This is a genomic window from Paraburkholderia guartelaensis (assembly GCF_004353905.1).
In the GTDB taxonomy this organism is placed as follows: Bacteria; Pseudomonadota; Gammaproteobacteria; order Burkholderiales; family Burkholderiaceae; genus Paraburkholderia; species Paraburkholderia guartelaensis.
Genome location: NZ_SMOD01000003.1, coordinates 239,169 through 259,166, shown reverse-complemented (window position 1 = coordinate 259,166; position 19,998 = coordinate 239,169). Strand labels below are relative to the sequence as shown.

General features: G+C 65.1%; 18 protein-coding genes. 8 read left to right on the top strand and 10 right to left on the bottom strand.

The window, feature by feature from the left end:
- Window positions 1-37 precede the first annotated feature (37 nt).
- Window positions 38-1,123 (top strand): S1C family serine protease, encoded by a 1,086-nt coding sequence (locus tag E1N52_RS05625; protein WP_133180957.1) that lies wholly within the window; start codon window positions 38-40, stop codon window positions 1,121-1,123.
- A gap of 41 nt (window positions 1,124-1,164) precedes the next feature.
- Here E1N52_RS05625 and E1N52_RS05620 read toward each other — a convergent pair whose 3' ends face one another.
- From E1N52_RS05620 to gcvA, 7 genes are all read right to left on the bottom strand, one after another.
- On the bottom strand, window positions 1,165-2,625 hold the full coding sequence (locus tag E1N52_RS05620; protein ID WP_246088964.1) for an alpha/beta hydrolase: 1,461 nt from the start codon (window positions 2,623-2,625) through the stop codon (window positions 1,165-1,167).
- 56 nt (window positions 2,626-2,681) lie between these two features.
- Complete coding sequence (locus E1N52_RS05615; RefSeq protein ID WP_133180953.1) at window positions 2,682-4,514, bottom strand: SLC13 family permease; 1,833 nt, start codon at window positions 4,512-4,514, stop codon at window positions 2,682-2,684.
- 158 nt (window positions 4,515-4,672) lie between these two features.
- Window positions 4,673-5,782: a GGDEF domain-containing protein gene (locus E1N52_RS05610; protein ID WP_133180951.1), complete on the bottom strand. Its 1,110-nt coding sequence runs from the start codon at window positions 5,780-5,782 to the stop codon at window positions 4,673-4,675.
- Between the two features lie 167 nt (window positions 5,783-5,949).
- Entirely contained in the window at window positions 5,950-6,237 is a 288-nt protein-coding gene (locus E1N52_RS05605; RefSeq protein WP_133180949.1) for a hypothetical protein, read from the bottom strand.
- Between the two features lie 465 nt (window positions 6,238-6,702).
- Window positions 6,703-7,968, bottom strand: a complete 1,266-nt coding sequence (locus E1N52_RS05600; protein WP_133180947.1) for an MFS transporter — start codon at window positions 7,966-7,968, stop codon at window positions 6,703-6,705.
- A 309-nt stretch (window positions 7,969-8,277) separates the two neighbouring features.
- Window positions 8,278-8,652, bottom strand: coding sequence for a BON domain-containing protein (locus tag E1N52_RS05595; RefSeq protein WP_133180945.1), 375 nt, complete (start codon window positions 8,650-8,652; stop codon window positions 8,278-8,280).
- 422 nt (window positions 8,653-9,074) lie between these two features.
- The gene (gcvA, locus tag E1N52_RS05590; RefSeq protein WP_133180943.1) at window positions 9,075-9,965 is read right to left on the bottom strand and encodes a transcriptional regulator GcvA; all 891 of its coding nucleotides are present in this window, start codon (window positions 9,963-9,965) and stop codon (window positions 9,075-9,077) included.
- Window positions 9,966-10,073: 108 nt separating this feature from the next.
- On the opposite strand from gcvA, the gene E1N52_RS05585 reads away from it, so the two are divergent.
- The 3 genes from E1N52_RS05585 to E1N52_RS05575 all read left to right on the top strand — a co-directional run bounded on the left by E1N52_RS05585 (window position 10,074) and on the right by E1N52_RS05575 (window position 12,377).
- Entirely contained in the window at window positions 10,074-10,916 is an 843-nt protein-coding gene (locus tag E1N52_RS05585) for a DMT family transporter (protein WP_133180941.1), read from the top strand.
- A 91-nt stretch (window positions 10,917-11,007) separates the two neighbouring features.
- Entirely contained in the window at window positions 11,008-11,901 is an 894-nt protein-coding gene (locus E1N52_RS05580; RefSeq protein WP_133180939.1) for an alpha/beta fold hydrolase, read from the top strand.
- Window positions 11,902-11,951: 50 nt separating this feature from the next.
- On the top strand, window positions 11,952-12,377 hold the full coding sequence (locus E1N52_RS05575) for a GFA family protein (protein ID WP_133180938.1): 426 nt from the start codon (window positions 11,952-11,954) through the stop codon (window positions 12,375-12,377).
- Window positions 12,378-12,484: 107 nt separating this feature from the next.
- Here E1N52_RS05575 and E1N52_RS05570 read toward each other — a convergent pair whose 3' ends face one another.
- From E1N52_RS05570 to fae, 3 genes are read right to left on the bottom strand one after another with little or no spacing between them, the layout of a single operon-like run.
- Window positions 12,485-13,951 (bottom strand): NAD-dependent succinate-semialdehyde dehydrogenase, encoded by a 1,467-nt coding sequence (locus E1N52_RS05570; protein WP_133180936.1) that lies wholly within the window; start codon window positions 13,949-13,951, stop codon window positions 12,485-12,487.
- Window positions 13,948-14,967: an aldo/keto reductase gene (locus tag E1N52_RS05565; RefSeq protein ID WP_133180934.1), complete on the bottom strand. Its 1,020-nt coding sequence runs from the start codon at window positions 14,965-14,967 to the stop codon at window positions 13,948-13,950. The genes E1N52_RS05570 and E1N52_RS05565 overlap by 4 nt, the downstream gene beginning before the upstream one ends.
- 28 nt (window positions 14,968-14,995) lie before the next feature.
- Window positions 14,996-15,517 carry a formaldehyde-activating enzyme gene (gene fae, locus E1N52_RS05560; protein ID WP_133180932.1) on the bottom strand — a complete coding sequence of 174 codons (522 nt, stop codon included), beginning with the start codon at window positions 15,515-15,517 and terminating at the stop codon, window positions 14,996-14,998.
- A 284-nt stretch (window positions 15,518-15,801) separates the two neighbouring features.
- On the opposite strand from fae, the gene E1N52_RS05555 reads away from it, so the two are divergent.
- The 4 genes from E1N52_RS05555 to E1N52_RS05540 all read left to right on the top strand — a co-directional run bounded on the left by E1N52_RS05555 (window position 15,802) and on the right by E1N52_RS05540 (window position 19,960).
- Window positions 15,802-16,839: an ABC transporter substrate-binding protein gene (locus E1N52_RS05555; RefSeq protein WP_133180930.1), complete on the top strand. Its 1,038-nt coding sequence runs from the start codon at window positions 15,802-15,804 to the stop codon at window positions 16,837-16,839.
- Between the two features lie 60 nt (window positions 16,840-16,899).
- Window positions 16,900-17,865, top strand: a complete 966-nt coding sequence (locus tag E1N52_RS05550; RefSeq protein WP_133180928.1) for an ABC transporter permease — start codon at window positions 16,900-16,902, stop codon at window positions 17,863-17,865.
- Between the two features lie 87 nt (window positions 17,866-17,952).
- On the top strand, window positions 17,953-18,777 hold the full coding sequence (locus E1N52_RS05545) for a quaternary amine ABC transporter ATP-binding protein (RefSeq protein ID WP_051481489.1): 825 nt from the start codon (window positions 17,953-17,955) through the stop codon (window positions 18,775-18,777).
- Between the two features lie 10 nt (window positions 18,778-18,787).
- Window positions 18,788-19,960: an MFS transporter gene (locus E1N52_RS05540; RefSeq protein ID WP_133180926.1), complete on the top strand. Its 1,173-nt coding sequence runs from the start codon at window positions 18,788-18,790 to the stop codon at window positions 19,958-19,960.
- Window positions 19,961-19,998 lie beyond the last annotated feature (38 nt).

Genomic DNA, 19,998 nt, shown 5'->3' with positions numbered 1-19,998 from the left:
TACGCGCACCTTCACCATCTCTTCGAAGACCATAGCAATGAGTACCATCAAATATCGGCGCCGGGGCCTGATCGCCGGTGTAGCGGTGGCGCTTGCCGGCGCCTGGGTCGTGAGCCACGAGCACGCCAGCGCGGACGAAAGCCGCATCACGAAAACGACGTTGTCGGCACCCGTGCCGAAGGCAGACGACGTCAAGGGCACGGCGCCCAACTTCTCGGCGATCGTCGCGCAGTACGGCCCGGCTGTGGTCCATGTCGAGGTCGTTAAGGAAAACCCGGACTCCGAAGACGGCCATTCGGGCGCCCTGGGATCGGGCTTCATCGTGAGCCAGGATGGCTACATCCTGACGAACAATCACGTCGTCGAAGGCGCTGACGACGTGACGGTCAAGCTCACTGACGGCCGCAAGTTCTCCGCGCGCGTGATCGGCACCGACAAGGCCGGCGACGTCGCCGTGCTGAAAATCGCCGGCACGGGTTTCCCCACGGTGAAGATCGGCAATCCGGCGAACAGCAAGGTGGGCGACTGGGTCGTTGCGATCGGCTCGCCCTATGGTCTCGACAACACCGTGACCTCGGGCATCATCAGCGCGAAGTCGCGCCAGCTTTCGGAAGATAGCCCGACGCACCTTATCCAGACCGACGTGCCCGTCAACCCGGGCAATTCGGGCGGCCCGCTCTTCAACCTGAACGGCGAAGTCATCGGCATCAATTCGATGATCTATTCGCGCACGGGCGGCTTCCAGGGCCTCTCGTTCGCGATTCCGATCGACGAAGCCATGCACATGAAGGATCAGATCGTGCAGGGCGGCGGCAACGGCAATGGCACCACGCTGGCCCGCAATGCGCACCCGCGTCTCGGCGTGGCCGTGCGTGCGCTCAGCAGCGACGAAGCGCAGCAAGTCGGCGTGGACGGCGGCGTGCTCGTCGTGAAAGCGGGTGGTCCGGCAAAGGCGGCTGGCATCAGCGCGGGCGACGTAATCATCGCGGTCAACGGCATCGAGGTGGACAACGTCGAGCAGCTGCAAAGCATGATCGCGCGGGCACGCAGCAACGTGTCGGTCGTCGTGGCCCGCGACGGCCAGCAAATGACCGCGCAGGTCGAGCTCGCGCCGCGCGCATAAACCCTGGCCGGGTCCGGGCCTGACGCGCGCCAGACGCGCGCTCACGGCCCGTGGCTCGCCAGGTAGTCGATACGCTCGACGATGTAATCGTAGAAGGGGTTCCACGAGAGCCGCGTGAGGAGCCCCGCCCCCACGATCAGCGCCCCGGTTTCGCCGCGTACGGACTGGGCGCCCAGATGGATGCCCAGGTCGTCGTTGGGATCGGGGTTGCGGCCGTACAGCGAATCGGTCACCGGAAACGGCAAGGCCACGTGTGAAAGCGAGTAGACATCGAGCGGATAGTCGAGCCCCGTGGGTTCGACTTTCGCCGTTGTCTCGTTCGGCGCCGTGCTCTCTTCGACCACATGCGGCGAGGTGGCGGAGGCGTTGGTGAGCACGGTCAGGCGGTAACGCAGCGGCGGCACGGGCGCGATTCGGCGCAACGCGTCACGCATCGAAGCGCGCAACAGCGGGCTCCATTGCGCCGTGCGGTTAATGTCGAACAGCACGAGCTCGCTGCCGTTGGCAGGCAGTTGCGCATACAGCGAACTGACGATTGCACTCGTGCTCACCGTGAAGTCGAGCACGGACTGGAAGGTGAGCGTGGGCGGCAGCGCCGCCAGCTTGCCGTTGCGCGCCGCGTCCGCCACTTCCTGCTGGATCTTGCGCGTGACCCGCCACGACTGCCGTGCGCCGTTCACCGGAAACGAGTTGTACTTGAACGGATTGAATTCCGGCACGATGTCGAGCCACGCGGCTTTCGCAAACGCGGGCAAGATCGCAGGCAATGCCGCGAGCCCCGCAAAGCGCGCGAAGCGCGTGATGCCGATCATCGGCGAGAGCAGGATCAGGCGGTCCGCTTTCGGCAGGCTCGGGTCGTCCAGCGCCTCGAGCGAGTATTGCAGTGCGAGCGCGCCGCCGTTCGAAAAACCCACGATATGCAGCGGCGCAGGCGCCGGCACGAGGTGCCGCGCTTCGCGCACGGCAAGGCGCGCGGCCGCCTCCCAGTCTTCCGCCGTCACTTCGGTCAGCCCCGAGGGCACGGTGCCGTGTCCCGGCAAACGCACCGCCACCACGGCGAAGCCATCCTGCTGATAGCGCTGCGAGATGTGCCGCAGGCTATAGGGAGAATCGGTCAGCCCATGCAGCATCACGGCCACGCCGCGCGGCGCGCCCTCTGGCATGAGTGTGTACGAGCGGTTCCAGTCGGTGCGAAAGTGCCCAGGATAAATCGGGCTGCCCGAAAAATAGCGATTGGCGGGAATGCGTTCGTCCGCCGGCAGCTTGTCGGTCACGTTCTTCTTCACTGCGTCGAACAGGCGGTTCTCGTTGGCGATGTATTCCTCCCACGTCGCATGATCGATTTCGTGCGCGTGCATGTCTTCCGGCACGTACGTGTGCCACAGGCTCAACGGCGCCTTGCGCTGCGCGTCGAAGAAACGCACGCCGGCAATGCACACGAATGCAATCAGCAGGAAAACGAAAAACCGCTTGATCCAGCGAAGGACCCACGCTTTCGTCAAGAAATTCGCCATCTCCGGTCAATGCCTCGCGAACGGGTGGCCGGCCTCTCCTCGCGCTAGCGCGGGAAAACCGGCCAAATGAGCGGTACCAGCAATACGGTGATCACGAGCGCCCCGAGGGCGGCCGGCGAGCCCACCGTGAAAAATTCCCGAAACCGGTAGCCGCCAGCCGTGCTGACGAGCGCATTCACAGGCGTCGAGATCGGCGACATATAGGCCGCCGACGCGGCAACCGCCGTCGTCATCGCAAACGGATACGGCGACGCATGCAGGTGCGCCGCCATCGCGAGCACCACGGGCGCCATCAGCACCGCCGTCGCCGTGCCGGAAATCACGGTGCCGATCACGAGCGTCAGCAGGAAAACGGCGCCCAACAGGCCGTGCGCACCCCAGTTGCCGGCCACGTGCAGCACGGCGTCGGCGGCAATGTCGATGCCGCCCGTGCGCTGCAGCGCGATGGAAAACGGCAGCATGCCCACGATCAGCACGAGGCTGCGCCAGTGGATCGCGCGATACGCGCTGTCGAGGCTCACGCAACCGGACGCGCCCATGAGCAGACAGCCGATCAGGCCGGCGAGCACGTTCGGCACGCGCGGCGTGAGCATCATCGCGATGACGAGCGCCATGATGGCGAGCGCGTGCAGCGCCTTGTGCGGCACCGGCACGTAGGCGTCGCTTTCGACCGGCATGGCGAGACACACGATATCGCGCTCCACCGACTGCATCGAGAAGATGTCGATCCAAGGCCCCACCACCAGCAGCGTGTCGCCCACCTTGAGCTGCGTGGCCTGCAGGTCCTGCTCGAGCGCGGCGTCGGCGCGGCGCAGGCCGACGACCGTCACGCCGTGCCGGCGCAGCGCCGAGGAACTGCGCGCGACGTTGCCCACGAGCGATGAGTCCGGCGGCACGATGACTTCGGCCATGCCCACGTCGTGCGACTGGTCGGTGAAGTATGCGCCCGACATGCGGCGCATCGCGAGCGCATAGCGCGCGCAAAACGCCTGCACGTCGAAACTTGCGGACTCCACGTCGAGCAGCAGCACGTCGCCGGGTGCGATGCTGCTGTCCGCGGTCGCAGGCAGCACCGTCGCGCCCATGCGCGCGCGCCGCTCGATCGCGACGACGTGCGCCACGGGGTCGTCGTCGAGCCCGGTGTGCCCGAGCGTCTGCCCCACGAGCGGCGAATCCGCGCCGACCTCCAGGCGAAAGGCGCGCCCTTCGAGCGAATAGCGGGCAACCCAGTCGTTCAGCGACGGACGCGTAGTCGCCTCCGCGCCACCTGTACCGTTCAGAAAACGCCTTGCGAACAGCATCCAGCCGATGCTCGCGGCGAGAATCGGCGCGCCCAGCGGCGTGATGGCGAAGAAACTGAAGGGCCGGTAGCCGCGATAGACGAGCGCGCTGTTGATGACGAGATTCGGCGTCGTGGCGACGAGCGTGAGCATGCCGCTCGTGAGCGCGGCCATGCTGACCGGCATGAGCATGCGCGCCCGCGACACGCCCGACTGGCGTGCGATGCGAATGACGATGGGAATGAAGATCGCGACGACGGCCGTCGAACTCATGACCGAGCCCATGATGCCGACGATGATCATGATCAGCACGACGAGGCGGCGCTCGTTGGACCCGCCGCGCTCGATGAGGTAGTCGCCCACGCGCTGGGCGACGCCCGTGCGCGCGAGCGCGTCGCCGAGCACGAAGAGGGCCGCGATGAGAACGATGTTCGGGTCGGAGAAACCGGCCAGCGCCTCGTTGACGGTCACGATGCCCGAGAGCGACAGCGCGACGATCATGATGAGCGCCACCGCGTCCGAGCGCGGCCGCCCGATCAGGAACATCGCGATCGCGCAGGCCAGGCAGGCAACGGTCATCAAAAGGTCGGTAGACATGATTTCGCTTTGCCTGCTCAACGGGCCTGGGAAACCACTGCTACCGCAAATAGTGCCGGATTTTGAAAACTTACGTTTCAGCGCGGCCTTGGCTCACGTTCACGAGTCGTGCCAGCGACGCCGCTCTTTTGATGTCATGTTTGTGAACGTCTGTACCTTCACGCCTCGAGCAGCGAAACGCGGTTGCGCCCCTGGTGCTTGGCCCGGTACATGGCCTGATCGGCCTGGTCGAGCAGCGAGCGCGCCAGCGCTTCGGGACTCGCGGCGCCGGTGGTCGCCTCGCTGTTCAGCCGATACGCCGCCACGCCGATCGACACGCTGAGCGCAATGCGCTCGCCCTCGTCGTCGAGCACTTCGAGCGTCTCGACCGCTTGCCGGATGCGCTCCGCAACGGCCAGCGCGTCGGGCAACTCGCACATCAAGAGCGCGACGAACTCTTCGCCGCCGTAGCGCGACACCGTGTCTCCCACGCGCACCTGCTGCTTCAGGCAGGTGCCGATGGCGCCCAGCGCGAGGTCACCAGTCGCGTGGCCATGCGTGTCGTTGATCTGCTTGAAATGATCGATGTCGATGAAGAGGCACGACATGGGCGCCGCGTGCGAATTCGCGCGTCGAATCTCGTGATGCAGGCGCTCGTCGAAATAGCGGCGGTTCGAGAGGCCCGTGAGCGGATCGGTCACGCCGGTCTTGCGCAGATGCTCGCGGTGGGAGACGTTGTCGAGACTCGCCGCAGCAACGCGGCTGAAGCGCGCGAGCAGATCGGTGCCCATGCTGGCGTCGAAGCGCGCGGGGTCATCGCTCGCGAGGCACAGATAGCCGAGCAGCTGGGTGCGGTTCAGAAGCGGCAACACGATCGCGCTGCCGATCGCGGTCCGCGCGTCGAAGAAGGTCTCGCTCACCGCGGGCTCGAGATCGCTCAGTTCGCTCACGCGGCCAAGCCACGGCTGGTTCCCTGCGCACAGGCGCGCCAGCGCGAGGCCGCCCTGGAGCCCGGAGCGCAGGTTCGCTTCGAGGTCGGCGCGCCCGCAGTCAGAGTCGAGCAGGTCGCGCAACAGCGGCGTCCGGACGTCGAGCCAGAGGCCGGCTGAAGCCAGCCGGAACACCTCGGGCAGATAGACGAATATCCCTTCGAGAAAGGCGCACCAGTCGTGCGCGCCGATCAGGCGCAGTTCCACGTCCTGGAACGACTTCGATGCGCGCTCGTTCCGCTGGACGGTTTCGATTAGCGCAGCAAGATCCAGTGAAGGCTGAGTCCCGGGATGTGTCACGATGCATCGAGAATATTCCGAAGCCTGCTATTACGGCAGCTTGGGGACAGACTTGAGCGTCGAAAGGCGACATCCGCATGCCGCTGGCCCTTTCCGGCGGGGTCAGGGCAAAAGAAAAGACCGCTGTCCGTGAGGACAGCGGTCTTGCTTACGATAACAGGCTGCCGTTATTTGGCCGGAGACGCGGTACTCGGGGTCGCCAGCGTGTTGTTGCTGCCATACGCGGGCGTGGCCGACGTTGCGCTGTTCGTGCTCGAGTTCGGCGACGTGGCGCTCATACCGCTGTCCGTACCGGTGGCGCCTGGCGTGCCGTAGCCGCTCGTTGCATTGTTATTGGCAGCCGCGGGCGACGAAACGCTTGGGGTTGCCAGCGTATTGTTGGCCTGTGCATACGCACCGCCGGACAGCATCAGTGCGGCGACGGCCGCGATGAATGTGCTGGTTGTCTTGCTCATGACTCGCTCCTCCTTAGATTGGACTGGAATTCCGGCACAAACGACTCGCCCTATTTCTCATTGGGCGGTCGTTATATGCGGCTCACGACGATAAAATCGCGTAACTGTTCGCAGAGGTGTACGTAAAGCAAACCACTGCCAGTTGATATCAAGTTTAGGAAAGCAATCGCGGATAATTAAGCGCATTGTGCGCAACGATTTATTTCGCTTTTTGGCAATTACCCGTAATGGCGTAATGGATTTATCGGCCTCGAATCCGGGCGCTGCGCGGTTCGATATGCGGTTCGGCTGTTTGATCCGGCATCTGCGAAAAGCCTCTTTTTGGCGCTCCGATTGAAATCCAGCTCAACGATTTACACGGCATTTTGCGAGACTACGTTTCGCATCCCTGGTTCGGAAAATCCATCGGCTTCATTGCGGCACACATAATCGCCATGCGATATTCTCGTTGCATGCGCATCGAGGTCATCGTTCATCTCTGTGTTGGCATGCGGCCCGTAATGTGCCGGCAAAACAAAACCAAAGCGCGAGAGCGCCCACCGAGACGGCGCCGAGCGCGAGAAACGCGCCGGGATAACCGAATTGCTGCGCGAGCGTGCCTCCCAGCAAGGGACTTAGCGCGGCGCCCACGCCCTGCGCAGTTGCGACCGCGCCTTGCGAAACATTGACGCGGCCCGTGCCTTCCATGAGGCGTACGACGAGCGCCGGCACGGCGACGCTCTGCAGCCCGGCGCCGATGCCGTCGAGAATCTGGACGGGCCAGACGCCCGCGCCGTTCATGACCATCGCCGCCAGTACGCCGCGCACCGGCAGCGCGCACCACGAGGCCAGCAACACCCACCAGTAGCCGTACTTGCCGATGAGCCGCGGCGCGCGCCACGCTGCGCCGATCATGACGCATTGCGCGATAACGATGGTCTGCGCGGTAAAGGCGCTCGGGTTGCCGCGATGTGCGGCCACTACGCCCATGCCATAGAGCGGCAGCATCGCCGCATTGCCGAGGTGAAAGAGCGCGAGCGAAGCCCCGAGGAGCGCGAGCGGCCGGTTGGCGAACAGCGAGCGCAGCCGGCCCGGTTCCGGCGGCGCCGGTCCGTCCCGCCTGCCGCCGATTGCCGGGCTTGTGCGTGGCTCGCTTCCCCGACGGCCATCCTCTTCGCTATCGAGCCCGCGCGCGCTGGCGTAGTCGATTGCGTGCGCCGGTATCAGCAGCACGCAGATGACCGCAAGCGCGGCGAAGAGCGCGGTCAGCGCGAAGACCGCAGCAAATCCATACCGCCAGCCAAACCACCCGGCGAGCGCCGCGCCGACGACGTTGCCTGCGTGATTCGCCACCTGGTTGCGCCCGAACTGCCGGTCGAAACCGCCCGCGCGCACGATGCCGAGCGTGACGCCCGCAAGCGCCGGCAACAGGACCGACCCGCCCACGGCGGCCGCGATCTGCGAGGCCGCCACGGCCGCGTAGCTGCGCGTGTACAAAAGCGCCAGCGATGCCAGCGCCGTGGCAACCGTTGCCGCGACGATCAATGCGCGCTTGGATCGCGTCGAATCGACGAACGCGCCGGCCAGCGGCGTGGCGACCATCGCGGCGAGCCCGGCCAGCGTCATGACCGAGCCGATCTCATCGGTGCGCCAGCCCCGGCCAAGCAGGAACACGCCGATAAACGGTCCGATGCCCGCCTGGACGTCAGCCATGAAGAAGCTCAGTGCTTCGAGCGCGAGGAGAGATTGCATGGCTGGATGGCGTTGCGTCGGCTATCTCCGGTGTTCGCCGGACGATTCGACGCCAGATTTCAGGGGAGCCCGCGAGCGGACCGCCAGCAATCCGCGGGCCTGCCGAGGCTGCCGAACCTGCTTAGGTCCTGCGAGCGATCTGCGCCCATCCTTTTACATTTCGACCATGCGCGCGCAAGCAGGCTGTTCAGCTGTCGCTTCGCGAAATGAAGGCAACGGCAGGCGCGGCCTTCAGGAGGATCCCGGAGACCTGTCTCCGGGCGTTGGCGCATGCGCCCGGCCGGGCGCAAGGCCATAGTGAGAGGATGATCAGGACTCGTTCGGACGGATCGTCAGCGCGTTCTTGACCGACGTTACGCCTTGCACGCCCGTGGCGACTTCGTTGGCGTGTTCGATCTGCGACTGCTCCGGCACCGAGCCCTGCAGGACGATGGCGCCGTCACGCGCGCGCACGGTGATCTTGGAAACATCGATCTTCTTGTCCTTGGCGAGAGCGGTGCGGACCTTACGACTGAGCGCGCGGTTAGCGGCCTTGGCCTGCTTCGATTGCGCCTTCGACGGGGCTGCCTGTTGCTCGGCTGCGGCAGTCGCACCGCTAGCCGCGTCGCCCTGCGCATAGGCGTGCAAGGACGCCGCCACGAGAGCCGTCGCTGCGGCCAGCTTGAATACTTGAATAGCCTTCATGCAGTTTCTCCTGTTGTCACAGTCTTGTTGTGGTCCCACGAAAGGGCCGGTGCACTCCACCATTCACGACTAAGCATTCGCGCGCCAAAAACAGCGCTCGACGCAATGCCGCATTTTTTTGCGACATCGCACCTATTCGCGCGAGCGCGCGGCAGATTATAAGAATGCAAGGTTCGGCACAGGTCGGAGAAAATGCGGCCGAATCATTAGCTTGATATCGGTCCCGTCATGGAGTAGGCGTACCCTTCGTGACCACGGCCTTGTGGTCACATTGCCCGCTCCCCCACTTGCCTCCGTCAACGATCGAACGGCTTCGACGCGCGTTTTCGCGGTTGGGAGAGAAAAGGAGCGCGTAATCAGTCGCTCTTGCGCGGAAAAAATCTGCGAGGCGTCGCATTATTGCGACGCCGATGCCTCGGCATTCACGAACCCATTCCCTCGCGCTCGAGCCATGAACGGAACAACACGACCCGTTCATCGGCAGCCTTCTCGTGCGCGACGTAAGTGCAATAGCTGCGCGACGGCAGACGTGGACCCGCGAAGGGCGCGACGAGCCGGCCGGCGGCGAGATCGTCGGCGACCAGCGCAGTGGGCCCCATTGCAATGCCGATTCCGTCGATGGCAGCCTGCAAGGTCAGATAGAAGTGGTCGAAGGTCAACGCGGCAGCCGGCCTCAGGTCAGGAATCTGCACGCTCGCGAGCCAGTCGGGCCAAATCCGCGGAAGACTCGAGGTGTGCAGCAACGTGTGTTCTCTCAAGTCGGCTGGCGAACGAAGCGGCACGCGCTGCAAAAGCGTAGGACTACAGACCGGAAGGCGCTCCTCGGACAAGAACGGCCGCATCGAATAGCCGTAGAAGGTGTCCGGGCCGCCCCGGATGACGAGGTCATAGTCGTCCTTCAGACTCTCCAGCGGCTCGCTCGACGTCTCCACCTTCACGTCCACGTCGGGATGCTCCGCGCGGAATTTCGCCAGCCTCGGCACCAGCCAGCGCAGCGTGAATGTCGCGAGCGCGTTCACGGACAGGGTTCGGGAGACCGTTTGGGGCACGCCATATCGCGCGGTTGCCAGGGCGAGCTGTTCGAACAACGGGCCGATTTCCGCCAGATAAGCTTTCGCCGCCGGCGTCAGCTCGACGCGCCGGTTGTGCCGTTCAAAGAGTGGCGCGCCAAGCCACTCCTCCAGCAAGCGCACGTGCTGGCTCACAGCACCGGGCGTCACGTGCAGCTCCGCGGCGGCTTCCTTGAAGCTCGCGAGCCGCCCCGCAGCCTCGAAGGCACGCAGGGCATTGAGTGGAGGCAATACCGGTTTCATTCGAAATAGTTTATCTCACGCGAGCCCCCAATTTATCTGGTTTGTTCACGGGTCACAAGATAGATATCCTTCTCGTCAGACCATCAATGCAAACCTGCCCTCACCCACATGCTCAGTTATACCGGCGGTATCGTGCTGTTCGCCGCGCTGCTCCACGCGAGCTGGAACGCGATGCTCCATGGCAACCGCGACCGGTTTTTCTCCATGACGTGGATGAGCATCGCCATCGGCGTGGTCGCCACGTTCGTCGTCCTGTCCATGCCCTCGCCGGCCCGCGCTTCGTGGCCCTACATCGCCGCGTCGGGGCTCGTGCATGTCTTCTACAACGTGAGTCTCGTGCGGTCGTATCGCCGCAACGACCTCGCGCTGGCGTACCCGATCGCGCGAGGCTCGTCGCCGCTGCTCGTCACGCTCGGCGCGGCACTGTTCGCGCATGAAGCGATCGGCCCCTTGCACGGTCTCGGGATCGTGATGATCTCGGGCGGCATCATCGCGATCGCGCTGCAGGGGCGTCACGTGTCGCGCGCAGGTGCGCTCGCCGCGCTGACGACCGGTGCGACGATCGCGCTCTATACCGTGATCGACGGCATCGGCGTGCGCCTGTCCGACGGCCAGTCGCTCAGCTACACCGCGTGGATGTTCCTGTCCTATTGGGCGATGCCGGTGCTGTTCGTCGCGCGGCGCGGGTCGGCAGCGCTATGGACGCCGGTGCGCGCCGAGCCGCTGTCGATCGCCTCGTCAGTGGCCGGCGGCCTCGTGTCGATCGGCGCGTATGGCATCGTGATCTGGGCACTGCAGTCGGGCGCGATGGGCGCAGTATCGGCGTTGCGCGAGACCAGCGTGGTGTTCGCGGTGCTGATCGGGCGGATGTTTTTGCGGGAAGCGGTGAGTGGAACGCGCTGGCTCGCCTGCGTGGTCGTCGCGGCCGGTGCGGTTTGTCTCGGGCTCTGAGATGATTTCACGCACGCCGTTTGCTACCCGTGCAGCATCACGCAACCGAGCACACCACTGCGCACGCCACTGAACGCGAAGGAGCGCCCCCATGCTTAACCATATCGAAACCGAACTGCTCGACATCGCCTATGACGAACAGGGCGACGCGAGTGGATGGCCGGTAGTGCTGCTGCACGGCTTTCCCTACGACATCCACGCATACGACGCGGTGACGCCACGCCTCATATCCCAAGGCGCCCGCGTCATCGTCCCCTACCTGCGGGGATACGGCCCAACGCGCTTCCTTTCGCCCTCGACGCTCCGCTCGGGCCAGCAGGCGGCGCTTGGCGCGGACTTGCTCGCGCTGCTCGACGCCCTTCGGATCGACCGCGCCGTCCTCGGCGGATACGACTGGGGCGGCCGGGCGGCATGCATCGTCGCGGCGCTCTACCCGTCGAGAGCCAGGGGTCTGGTTTCGGTCAACGGCTACAACATCCAGAGTATCGCCGCTGCCGCACAGCCAGCCGACCCCGAAAAGGAACATCGCATGTGGTACCAGTACTACCTGCACGGCGAACGCGGCCGGGCCGGGTTGACTGAAAAACGGCGCGCGTTTTGCCGTCTCCTGTGGTCGCTATGGTCGCCGACCTGGCGCTTCGACGACGACGTCTACGCGCGCTCGGCAGCGTCGTTCGACAATCCCGATTTCGTCGATGTGGTGGTCCACTCTTACCGCCACCGTTTCGGACTGGTCGAAGGCGATCCCCGCTTCGACGACATGGAGCGACGCCTCGCCGCCACGCCGCCGATCACCGTGCCCACGGTCACGCTCGACGGAGACGCCGACGGCGTTCAGCCGCCCGGGGCAAGAGAGACCAGCGCGCGGCGCTTCAGCGGGCGCCATGAGAACCGCATCGTGCCGAATGCAGGCCACAACCTTCCGCAGGAGGCGCCGGAAACATTCGCGAAAGCGGTTCTCGACGTCAACGCGTGGGCCGGTTGACGTCGCATCCTTGCATAAGACACTTTTTCCGCAGAGGAGAAACAAACGACATGGTTGGCGATACGAACAAATGGGCAGGCCAGTGCCACTGCGGCGCGGTGCGTTTCGAGGCGACGCTCAGCGACGGCCTCAACTCGATCCGCCGCTGCAACTGCTCTTACTGCCGTATGCGAGGCGCGGTCATCGTCGCGGCGGAAATGGGTGGGATCGAATTTCTGCAGGGCGAGGATGTGCTAACGAGCTATCGCTTCAACACCGGAGCGGCGCAGCACTTCTTTTGTTCTCGCTGCGGAATCGCCACGCATCTTCAACGGCGCTCCAACCCGAACCTGTATGGCGTGAACGTGGCTTGCCTCGACGGCGTGAGCCCATTCGATTTCGCGGAGGTCCCTGTCATGGACGGCGTCAATCATCCGAACGACACCGGCGGCCCGGCGCGCCTGGCAGGTACGCTGCGCTTCATCGCGTCTGACTGAGGCATCAAACCCATTCGTTCGTTCAGGTGAAGGCTCAAAAAAAACCGCCGCACTCTCGCGCGGCGGTCTTCGCCAAAAGCTGGCAAGCGTGGTAACCGCGCGGAAAATCAGCCGAGGCCGCCCATCATCAGGTACTTCGTTTCGAGGTACTCGTCGAGCCCGTACTTCGAGCCTTCGCGTCCGAGCCCCGACTCCTTCACGCCGCCAAACGGCGCGACTTCCGTCGAGATAATGCCCTCGTTGATGCCGACCATGCCGCTTTCCAGCGCGCCCGCCACGCGCCACACGCGGCCAATGTCGCGTGCGTAGAAGTAGGCGGAAAGGCCGAAGTCGGTATCGTTCGCCGCCTGGATGGCTTCTTCCTCGGTCTCGAAGCGGAACACCGCGGCCACGGGGCCGAAGGTCTCCTCGTGCGCGAGCATCATGCCGCCGTGCGCGCCCGTGATGACCGTGGGCTCGTAGAACGTGCCGCCGAGCGCATGCGGGTGGCCGCCGCACACAACGACGCCGCCCTTCTCGAGCGCATCGCTCACATGCGCTTCGACCTTGCGCAACGCCGCGCCGTTGATGAGCGGCCCTTGCGTGGCGCCCGGCTCCATGCCGCCCGACACGCGCAACGCGCTCACCGCCTTCACGAGTTTCTCGACAAACGCGTCGTGCACGCCGGCCTGCACGTAGAAGCGGTTCACGCACACGCAGGTCTGCCCCGTGTTGCGGAATTTCGAGGCTATCGCGCCTTCCACGGCGGCATCGAGATCGGCGTCGTCGAACACGATGAAGGGCGCGTTGCCGCCCAGTTCGAGCGACACCTTCTTCACCGTATCGGCGGCAGCGCGCATGAGCAGCTTGCCCACCCGCGTCGAACCCGTGAACGAGATCTTGCGCACGGCCTTTGAGGCCATCAGCGTGTCGCCGATCGCCGGGGCGTCGCCCGAAACGACGTTGAACACGCCGCGCGGAATCCCCGCCTCGACCGCCAGCTCGGCGAGCGCGAGCGCAGAAAGCGGCGTCTCTTCCGAAGGCTTGAGCACCATCGTGCAACCTGCCGCGAGCGCCGGGCCGGCCTTGCGCGTCACCATGGCGAGCGGGAAATTCCACGGCGTGATCGCACCGACCACGCCCACGGGCTCCTTCGTCACGACAATGCGCGCGCCCTTCTTCGGCGCGGGAATCACGTCGCCATAGGCGCGTCGCGCTTCCTCCGCGAACCACGTGAGAAAGCTCGCCGCGTACGCCACTTCACCTAGCGATTCCGCGTACGGCTTGCCCTGCTCGGCCGTCATGATGCGCGCGAGGTCTTCGCGATGCGCGTGCATCAGCTCGCCCCAGCGGCGTACCTTCGCGCTGCGCTCCGCCGCCGTGGCATCGCGCCATGCGGGGAACGCGTGTGAGGCCGCCGCCACGGCCTGCATTGCTTCGCGCGCACCGGCGCGGGCCACTTGCGCGAGCGGCGTGCCGGTGGCCGGGTCGATGATCGGGTAGGTCGCTTCGCTCGCCACCCATTCGCCGTCGATGAAGCTCGATGTGCGCCACAGGCGCGCTTCTTTCAGTCCGTCAATCGTCGAGCCCGTCATGCTGCGATCTCCAGGCGCCGCGCCGCGCGCGGCACACGCGGAATGCGCGCGCTCACGTAGTCGTTGATCACGTCGCACGGCGTGTAGTTGCGATCGAGTTCGTACAGCTCGTCGGCGGTGAGTTGGGTGTCGAGCGCGGCGAGCGCGCTTTCGAACTGTGCGACGGTGTCGGCGCCCACGAGCATCGACGAGATGCCCGCGCGCCCCAGCACCCAGGCCTGCGCGATCTGCGCGCACGACACGCCGCGCGCCGCAGCGACTTCGGCCACCGAACGCGCGATATCGCGCGAGGCTTCATCGTCGTACATCTGCACGGTGAAGAAGTCGGTCTGGTTGCGCACCGACTTCGCGTCACCGGAAAGCAGGCCGCGTGCGAGCGGACTGAACACCGACACGCCCACGCCCTGATCCTGGCAGAACGGAATCATCTCGCGCTCTTCCTCGCGATACGCGCAGTTCAGCTGCAGCTGCATATTGATGGGTCGTGCGAAGTTATAGCGCTCGCAGGCCTGCAGAATCTTCGCGAACTGCCACGTGAACATCGTCGACACGCCGATATAGCGCGCCTTGCCAGCGCGCACGATGTCGTTGAGCGCGTCCATCGTTTCTTCGACCGGCGTGTTCACGTCGAAGTAGTGCAGCATGTAGACATCGACGTAATCGGTTTGCAGCCGGCGCAGCGAGCCGTCGATGCCTTCCATGATGTGCTTGCGCGAGTGGCCCTGGTTATTCGCACCATTGCCGATCGGATAACCGACCTTGGTCGTGAGCACGAGTTCGTCGCGCTTCGCAAGCCGCCGCACGATGCGCCCCACCACTTCCTCGCCCACGCCGGTCGAGTAGAAGTCCGCGAGGTCGATGAAGTTCACGCCCGCTTCGAGCGCGCGGCGCACGATGGGCTCGCTCTGCTCTTCGTTGTAGATCCAGGGCTTCCATTCGGGCGTGCCCATGTTCATCGTGCCGAGGCACAGGCGCGACACCTTCAGGCCGGAGCGGCCAAGTTGCACGTATTGCATCGTAGTCACCTGTAACGATTGGTGCGGCTCAGGCCGCCTTGGCCTTCGGCGTGTAGAACGGATTGCTGATCTGATCCTTGATCTTCGCAATGTCGTCGAGCAGGGGCAGGCCGTTCATCGCGGCGCGAATGGCCGTCTTGCAGGCCACATAGTTGTTCTCGTACACGGCGTCGAGGTCGTCGCACGACCAGTTCACCCAGTTCGCCGTGACGATGCACCATTCGTTCTCCGCTTGCGGCGGCAGCGTGCCGTCGAGCATCGCTTCCGTCACCGCTTTCGCGATGGCCGCCTGCGAGGCGCCCCACGTGGCGTTGCCGTGCAGGTCGCCGCGAATGTCGGCCTTGTTCACATAGAGCGTGGCGGGCTTGACCGGCACGTTGGGCTGCGCCACCACCATGAACGGCACGTGCCCTTGCGAAGGCGACGACAGGCTGTTCGTGAACGCCTGCCCCACGGGGCCATTACGCGGGCCGATCATGATGTTGATGTGGGCAGCGTTTACGCCTGGTCCAGCGAAACCTTCGCCGATATAGACTTGCAGGTCTTTCATGTTTGACTCCGTCTCCTGTGTACATGAGTTCGAATTTGGCCAGACGCATTCCAGCACACGCCGCAAGCGCCCAAAAGCTATGAAATCTCATGGGGGCATGACGCGCAGTCATCGCTCTCGCATGGGTCATTCGCGTGATGAAAGTGGCATGAGATCAGGTAATGCATCGATGACTATTCGTTGCTTCGCAACCCGAAATGCCACGGCTAGACTCTGGTCGGACTGATTCGAAAAGCGGCGGCCCACGCTGGCCCGCGCATACAATTCCAATCACTGGAGACGACATGAGACGTATCACGCTGGCAGGCGTGCGTATTGCCGCCGCCCTCGCGCTGACCTGCGCGGCCACGAGCAGCTTTGCAGCCCCCGGCTGGTGCCAGGCGGGCAAAACCGTGAAGCTCGCGCAAATCACCTGGGAAAGCGGCGCGCTGATGACCGAAATGGTGCGCACGGTGCTGGAGAAGGGATACGGCTGCAAGACCGAAGTCGTGCCCGGCGCCACGGCCGCCACCGAAACGGCGCTCACGAAAAACGACCTGCAGATCTGGGCCGAGCACTGGACGGGCCGCAGCCCCATCGTCGCACGCGGCTTGAAAGACGGCAGCGTGAAGCTCGTGGGCGAGCTGATTCCCGGCGGCGACAAGGAAGGCTGGTACGTCCCCGACTATGTGATCAACGGCGACGCCAAGCGCGGCATCAAGCCCATGGCGCCGCAACTGCGCTCCGTTGCGCAACTGCCGCAGTACAAATCCCTCTTCACGGACGACGAAGAACCCGGTAAGGGCCGCTTCTACAACTGCCCCGCAGGCTGGGATTGCGAGCGCTTCAACAACCGCCTGCTCACCGCCTACAAGCTCGGCGACGACTACACGAACTTCCGCCCCGGCACCGGCGGCGCGCTCGACGCGGCGATCGCCTCGGCCTACGAGCGCGGCAAGCCCATTCTCTTCTACTACTGGCAGCCCGCCGGCCTGATGGCGAAGTACCACTTCGTGCAACTCGAGGGCGCGCCGTATTCCGACGCCTGCTGGGACACCATCGCCGATCCGAAGGGCGCGCCCTGCGCCTCCGCATTCAAGGTCTCGCATCTGAAGGTCGCGGTCTCCACGCCGTTCTACGACGCCGAGCCCGACGCCGTCGCGTTCTTCGGCAAGGTGAGCCTGCCGCTCGCGCTCGACGAACAACTGGTCCAGCAGATGCACGACAAGAAGCTCGACGCCTCCACGGTCGCGCGCACGTTCTTCGAGCAGCATCCGGAAATCTGGAAGCAATGGGTCACGCCGGAAGTCGCGGCGCGCGTGCAGGCCGGCCTGAGCACGTAAGCAACGACACTGGCCGCACGACGGTACGCATCACATGACACACGCAGAATGAGGCTCACCATGGGATCTCCCTTTCTTCACCTCTCGATCGCCGATTGGGTCAACGATCAGGTCACCGCGTTCGTGCAGCGCTACGGCGACGCATTCCACAACTTCAGCGTGCTCATGCTGCGCGACGTGCTCGTGCCGCTCGAAAGCCTGCTACGCGCCACGCCGCCCATCGTCGTGCTCGCCGCCGTGGGCCTGCTCGGCTGGCATGCCTCTCGGCGCATCGGCGTGGCGCTGCTGTTCGTCGTGCTGCTCTGGCTGATCGGCTGCTTCGGGCTGTGGGACAAGCTCATGCAGACCTTCGCGCTGATGGTCGTCGCCACGCTGATCTCGGTCGTGCTCGGCGTGCCGCTCGGCATTCTCGCCGCGTCGAGCAGCGGGCTGCGCCGCGTGCTGCTGCCGGTGCTCGACATCATGCAGACGCTGCCGAGCTTCGTGTACCTGATTCCGGTGCTCATGCTGTTCGGCCTCGGCAAGGTGCCCGCCATTCTCGCCACGGTCGTCTATGCGCTGCCGCCGCTCATTCGCCTGACCGATCTCGGCATCCGCCACGTGGATGCGGAAATCGTCGAAGCCGCGCGCGCGTTCGGCACCACGCGCATGCAATTGCTCTTTGGCGTGCAGTTGCCACTCGCACGGCCAAGCATCATGGCCGGTATCAACCAGACCACGATGATGGCGCTTTCCATGGTCGTGATCGCCTCGATGATCGGCTCGCGTGGTCTTGGCGAAGACGTGCTCGCGGGTATCCAGACGCTCGACGTGGGCAAGGGCACGCAAGCGGGCGTCGCCATCGTGATTCTCGCGATCGTGATCGACCGCATCAGCCAGGGCTACGGCCAGGGCCGGCGCACACGCGGCCTCGCGCGCAAATCGAAGCAGCCCTCGCGCATTCCGTTTCGCCGTGTTCGCGAACAGGAAAGCACAAGCGCCGACGCGGCCAGCGGCAGCGATCTGACGAGCCAGCCGGCCAAGTAACGAACGCGAAGGCAAAAGCGCCGGCACAATATGAAGACCGGCCGGCGCATCCAGCATACGCAATGAGCATGGAATGAGGTAACGATCATGAGCGGCATCGAAGTCAAGAACGTCTACAAGATCTTCGGCACGCGCGAAAGCAGCCAGCGCGCGCTCGAACTGCTGCGCGGCGGCGCGGGCAAGGCCGAGGTCCTCGAGAAGACGCGCTGCAACGTAGGCCTGAACGACGTGAGCCTGTCGATCGGCTCGGGCCAGATCTTCGTGATCATGGGCCTGTCGGGCTCGGGCAAGTCGACGCTGGTGCGCCACTTCAACCGGCTCATCGAGCCGACCGTGGGCGAGATCCTCATCGACGGCAAGGACGTGCTCAAACTCTCCGACAACGGCCTGCGCGATCTGCGCCGCTACGGCGTAAGCATGGTGTTCCAGAGCTTCGGGCTGCTGCCTCACCAGACGGTGCTCAACAATGCCGCCTATGCCCTCGCCACGCGCGGCGAAAAGAAAGCGGCGGCGCATGCAAGCGCGCGCGAATGGCTCGGCAAGGTGGGCCTCGCAGGTTATGCGGACCACTATCCCGACGAGCTTTCGGGCGGCATGCGCCAGCGCGTGGGCCTCGCCCGCGCGCTCGCCGCGAACACCGACGTGCTGCTGATGGACGAAGCCTTCTCCGCGCTCGATCCGCTCATCCGCACCGAAATGCAGGACCAGCTGCTCGAACTCCAGGCCACGCTCAAGAAGACCATCGTGTTCATCACGCACGACCTCGACGAGGCGCTGCGCATCGGCAACCAGATCGCGATTCTGCGCGACGGCCGCCTCATCCAGTGCGGCACGCCCGACGACATCCTGCATCGCCCCGCCGACGACTACGTGCGGCGCTTCGTCGAGCGCCGCGCCGGAACGACGCACTAAGCCGCCGTAGATGCGGGCGCTCATCGGCCTGCTGGGCGGCTATACGATCCTCGTTTGCGGGAACAGCCTCCTCACGACGCTGATCTCGCTGCGCATGCTGCACGGCGAGCGCACCGCGCTCGACGTCGGCCTCGTGCAATCGTGCTATTACGTCGGCTTCATCGTGGGCGCGCTGGGGCTCGGCCCAATTGTCGGGCGCATCGGGCCGCAGCGCGCCTTCATCGGCTTTGGCGCACTCGCCGCACTCGCGGCGCTCGGCTATCTCTCCTTCGATTCCCCTGACATTTGGGCCGTGCTGCGGCTCATCACCGGCTTCAGCATGGTCGGCGTGTTCACGTCGATCGAAAGCGGCGTGAACGGGGCCGTGCCGAACGAACGGCGCGGGCGCGCGTTCGCGTTTTATCTCGTGCTCACGTATCTCGGCGTGAGCGCCGGGCAATTTCTGCTGGGTGTGGGCGCGCCCGGCGGCATCTTCGAGCATGCGCTCGTAAACGGCTTGTTCGTGACCGCGCTCATACCGGTAGCGTTGATCGGCGAGTGGCAATCGGCCGGAGCCGGGCCGCCCGCGCCTGCAGCCACGGCGCCGGCCTCCGCGCTCGCCACGCCGAAGCGCCCCACGCTGCTGCTCGACGGCCTGCGCGAACTGCACCGCGTCGCGCCGCGCAGCGTGCCGGCTTGCATCGGCGCGGGGCTGCTTTCCAGCGCGTTCTATGCGCTCACGCCGGTGTATCTCGCGCGCATCGGCTATCCGGCGAGCGGTATTTCGCGCGCCATGGGCGTCGTGCTGATCGGCGCACTGCTTTCGCAATGGCCCGTGGGGCGGCTATCCGACCGCCTCGGGCGGCGCACTACGCTCGGCCTGATCTCGCTCGTCTCCGCGTGCGCGGCGGCGGCGCTCGCGATCCTGCGCGCACCGGTTCTCGTCGATACGATCCTGTTTCTGTACGTCGCGCTCACGTTCACGCTCTACGGCGTGATCGTCTCCGACGTGAACGACCGCGTCGATCAGGCGCGGCGCGTGCAGACGAGCGCGACGCTGCTGCTGGTCTTCTCGCTCGGCGGCGCGGCCGGCCCCACCGTCGCTTCGCTGTTCATGCGTCTTCTGGGGGCAGGCGGGCTCTACGTGTTCGCGCTCGTCGTCACACTCGCGCTCGCTGCGCTCTCACGCGCACGGGGTGTCTGATTGGCGGTGCGGGCCGGTATACTGCGTCGTTTGCAGGA

Excerpts from the sequence above, each read along its gene's own strand:
- fae (WP_133180932.1), bottom strand. The coding sequence starts at position 15,517 with ATGAAAGACCTGCAAGTCTATATCGGCGAAGGTTTCGCTGGACCAGGC.
- E1N52_RS05570 (WP_133180936.1), bottom strand. The coding sequence starts at position 13,951 with ATGACGGGCTCGACGATTGACGGACTGAAAGAAGCGCGCCTGTGGCGC.
- E1N52_RS05575 (WP_133180938.1), top strand. The coding sequence starts at position 11,952 with ATGGTTGGCGATACGAACAAATGGGCAGGCCAGTGCCACTGCGGCGCG.
- E1N52_RS05600 (WP_133180947.1), bottom strand. The coding sequence starts at position 7,968 with ATGCAATCTCTCCTCGCGCTCGAAGCACTGAGCTTCTTCATGGCTGAC.
- E1N52_RS05555 (WP_133180930.1), top strand. The coding sequence starts at position 15,802 with ATGAGACGTATCACGCTGGCAGGCGTGCGTATTGCCGCCGCCCTCGCG.
- E1N52_RS05545 (WP_051481489.1), top strand. The coding sequence starts at position 17,953 with ATGAGCGGCATCGAAGTCAAGAACGTCTACAAGATCTTCGGCACGCGC.
- E1N52_RS05595 (WP_133180945.1), bottom strand. The coding sequence starts at position 8,652 with ATGAAGGCTATTCAAGTATTCAAGCTGGCCGCAGCGACGGCTCTCGTG.
- E1N52_RS05585 (WP_133180941.1), top strand. The coding sequence starts at position 10,074 with ATGCTCAGTTATACCGGCGGTATCGTGCTGTTCGCCGCGCTGCTCCAC.
- E1N52_RS05550 (WP_133180928.1), top strand. The coding sequence starts at position 16,900 with ATGGGATCTCCCTTTCTTCACCTCTCGATCGCCGATTGGGTCAACGAT.
- E1N52_RS05605 (WP_133180949.1), bottom strand. The coding sequence starts at position 6,237 with ATGAGCAAGACAACCAGCACATTCATCGCGGCCGTCGCCGCACTGATG.
- E1N52_RS05540 (WP_133180926.1), top strand. The coding sequence starts at position 18,788 with ATGCGGGCGCTCATCGGCCTGCTGGGCGGCTATACGATCCTCGTTTGC.
- E1N52_RS05565 (WP_133180934.1), bottom strand. The coding sequence starts at position 14,967 with ATGCAATACGTGCAACTTGGCCGCTCCGGCCTGAAGGTGTCGCGCCTG.
- gcvA (WP_133180943.1), bottom strand. The coding sequence starts at position 9,965 with ATGAAACCGGTATTGCCTCCACTCAATGCCCTGCGTGCCTTCGAGGCT.
- E1N52_RS05615 (WP_133180953.1), bottom strand. The coding sequence starts at position 4,514 with ATGTCTACCGACCTTTTGATGACCGTTGCCTGCCTGGCCTGCGCGATC.
- E1N52_RS05625 (WP_133180957.1), top strand. The coding sequence starts at position 38 with ATGAGTACCATCAAATATCGGCGCCGGGGCCTGATCGCCGGTGTAGCG.
- E1N52_RS05580 (WP_133180939.1), top strand. The coding sequence starts at position 11,008 with ATGCTTAACCATATCGAAACCGAACTGCTCGACATCGCCTATGACGAA.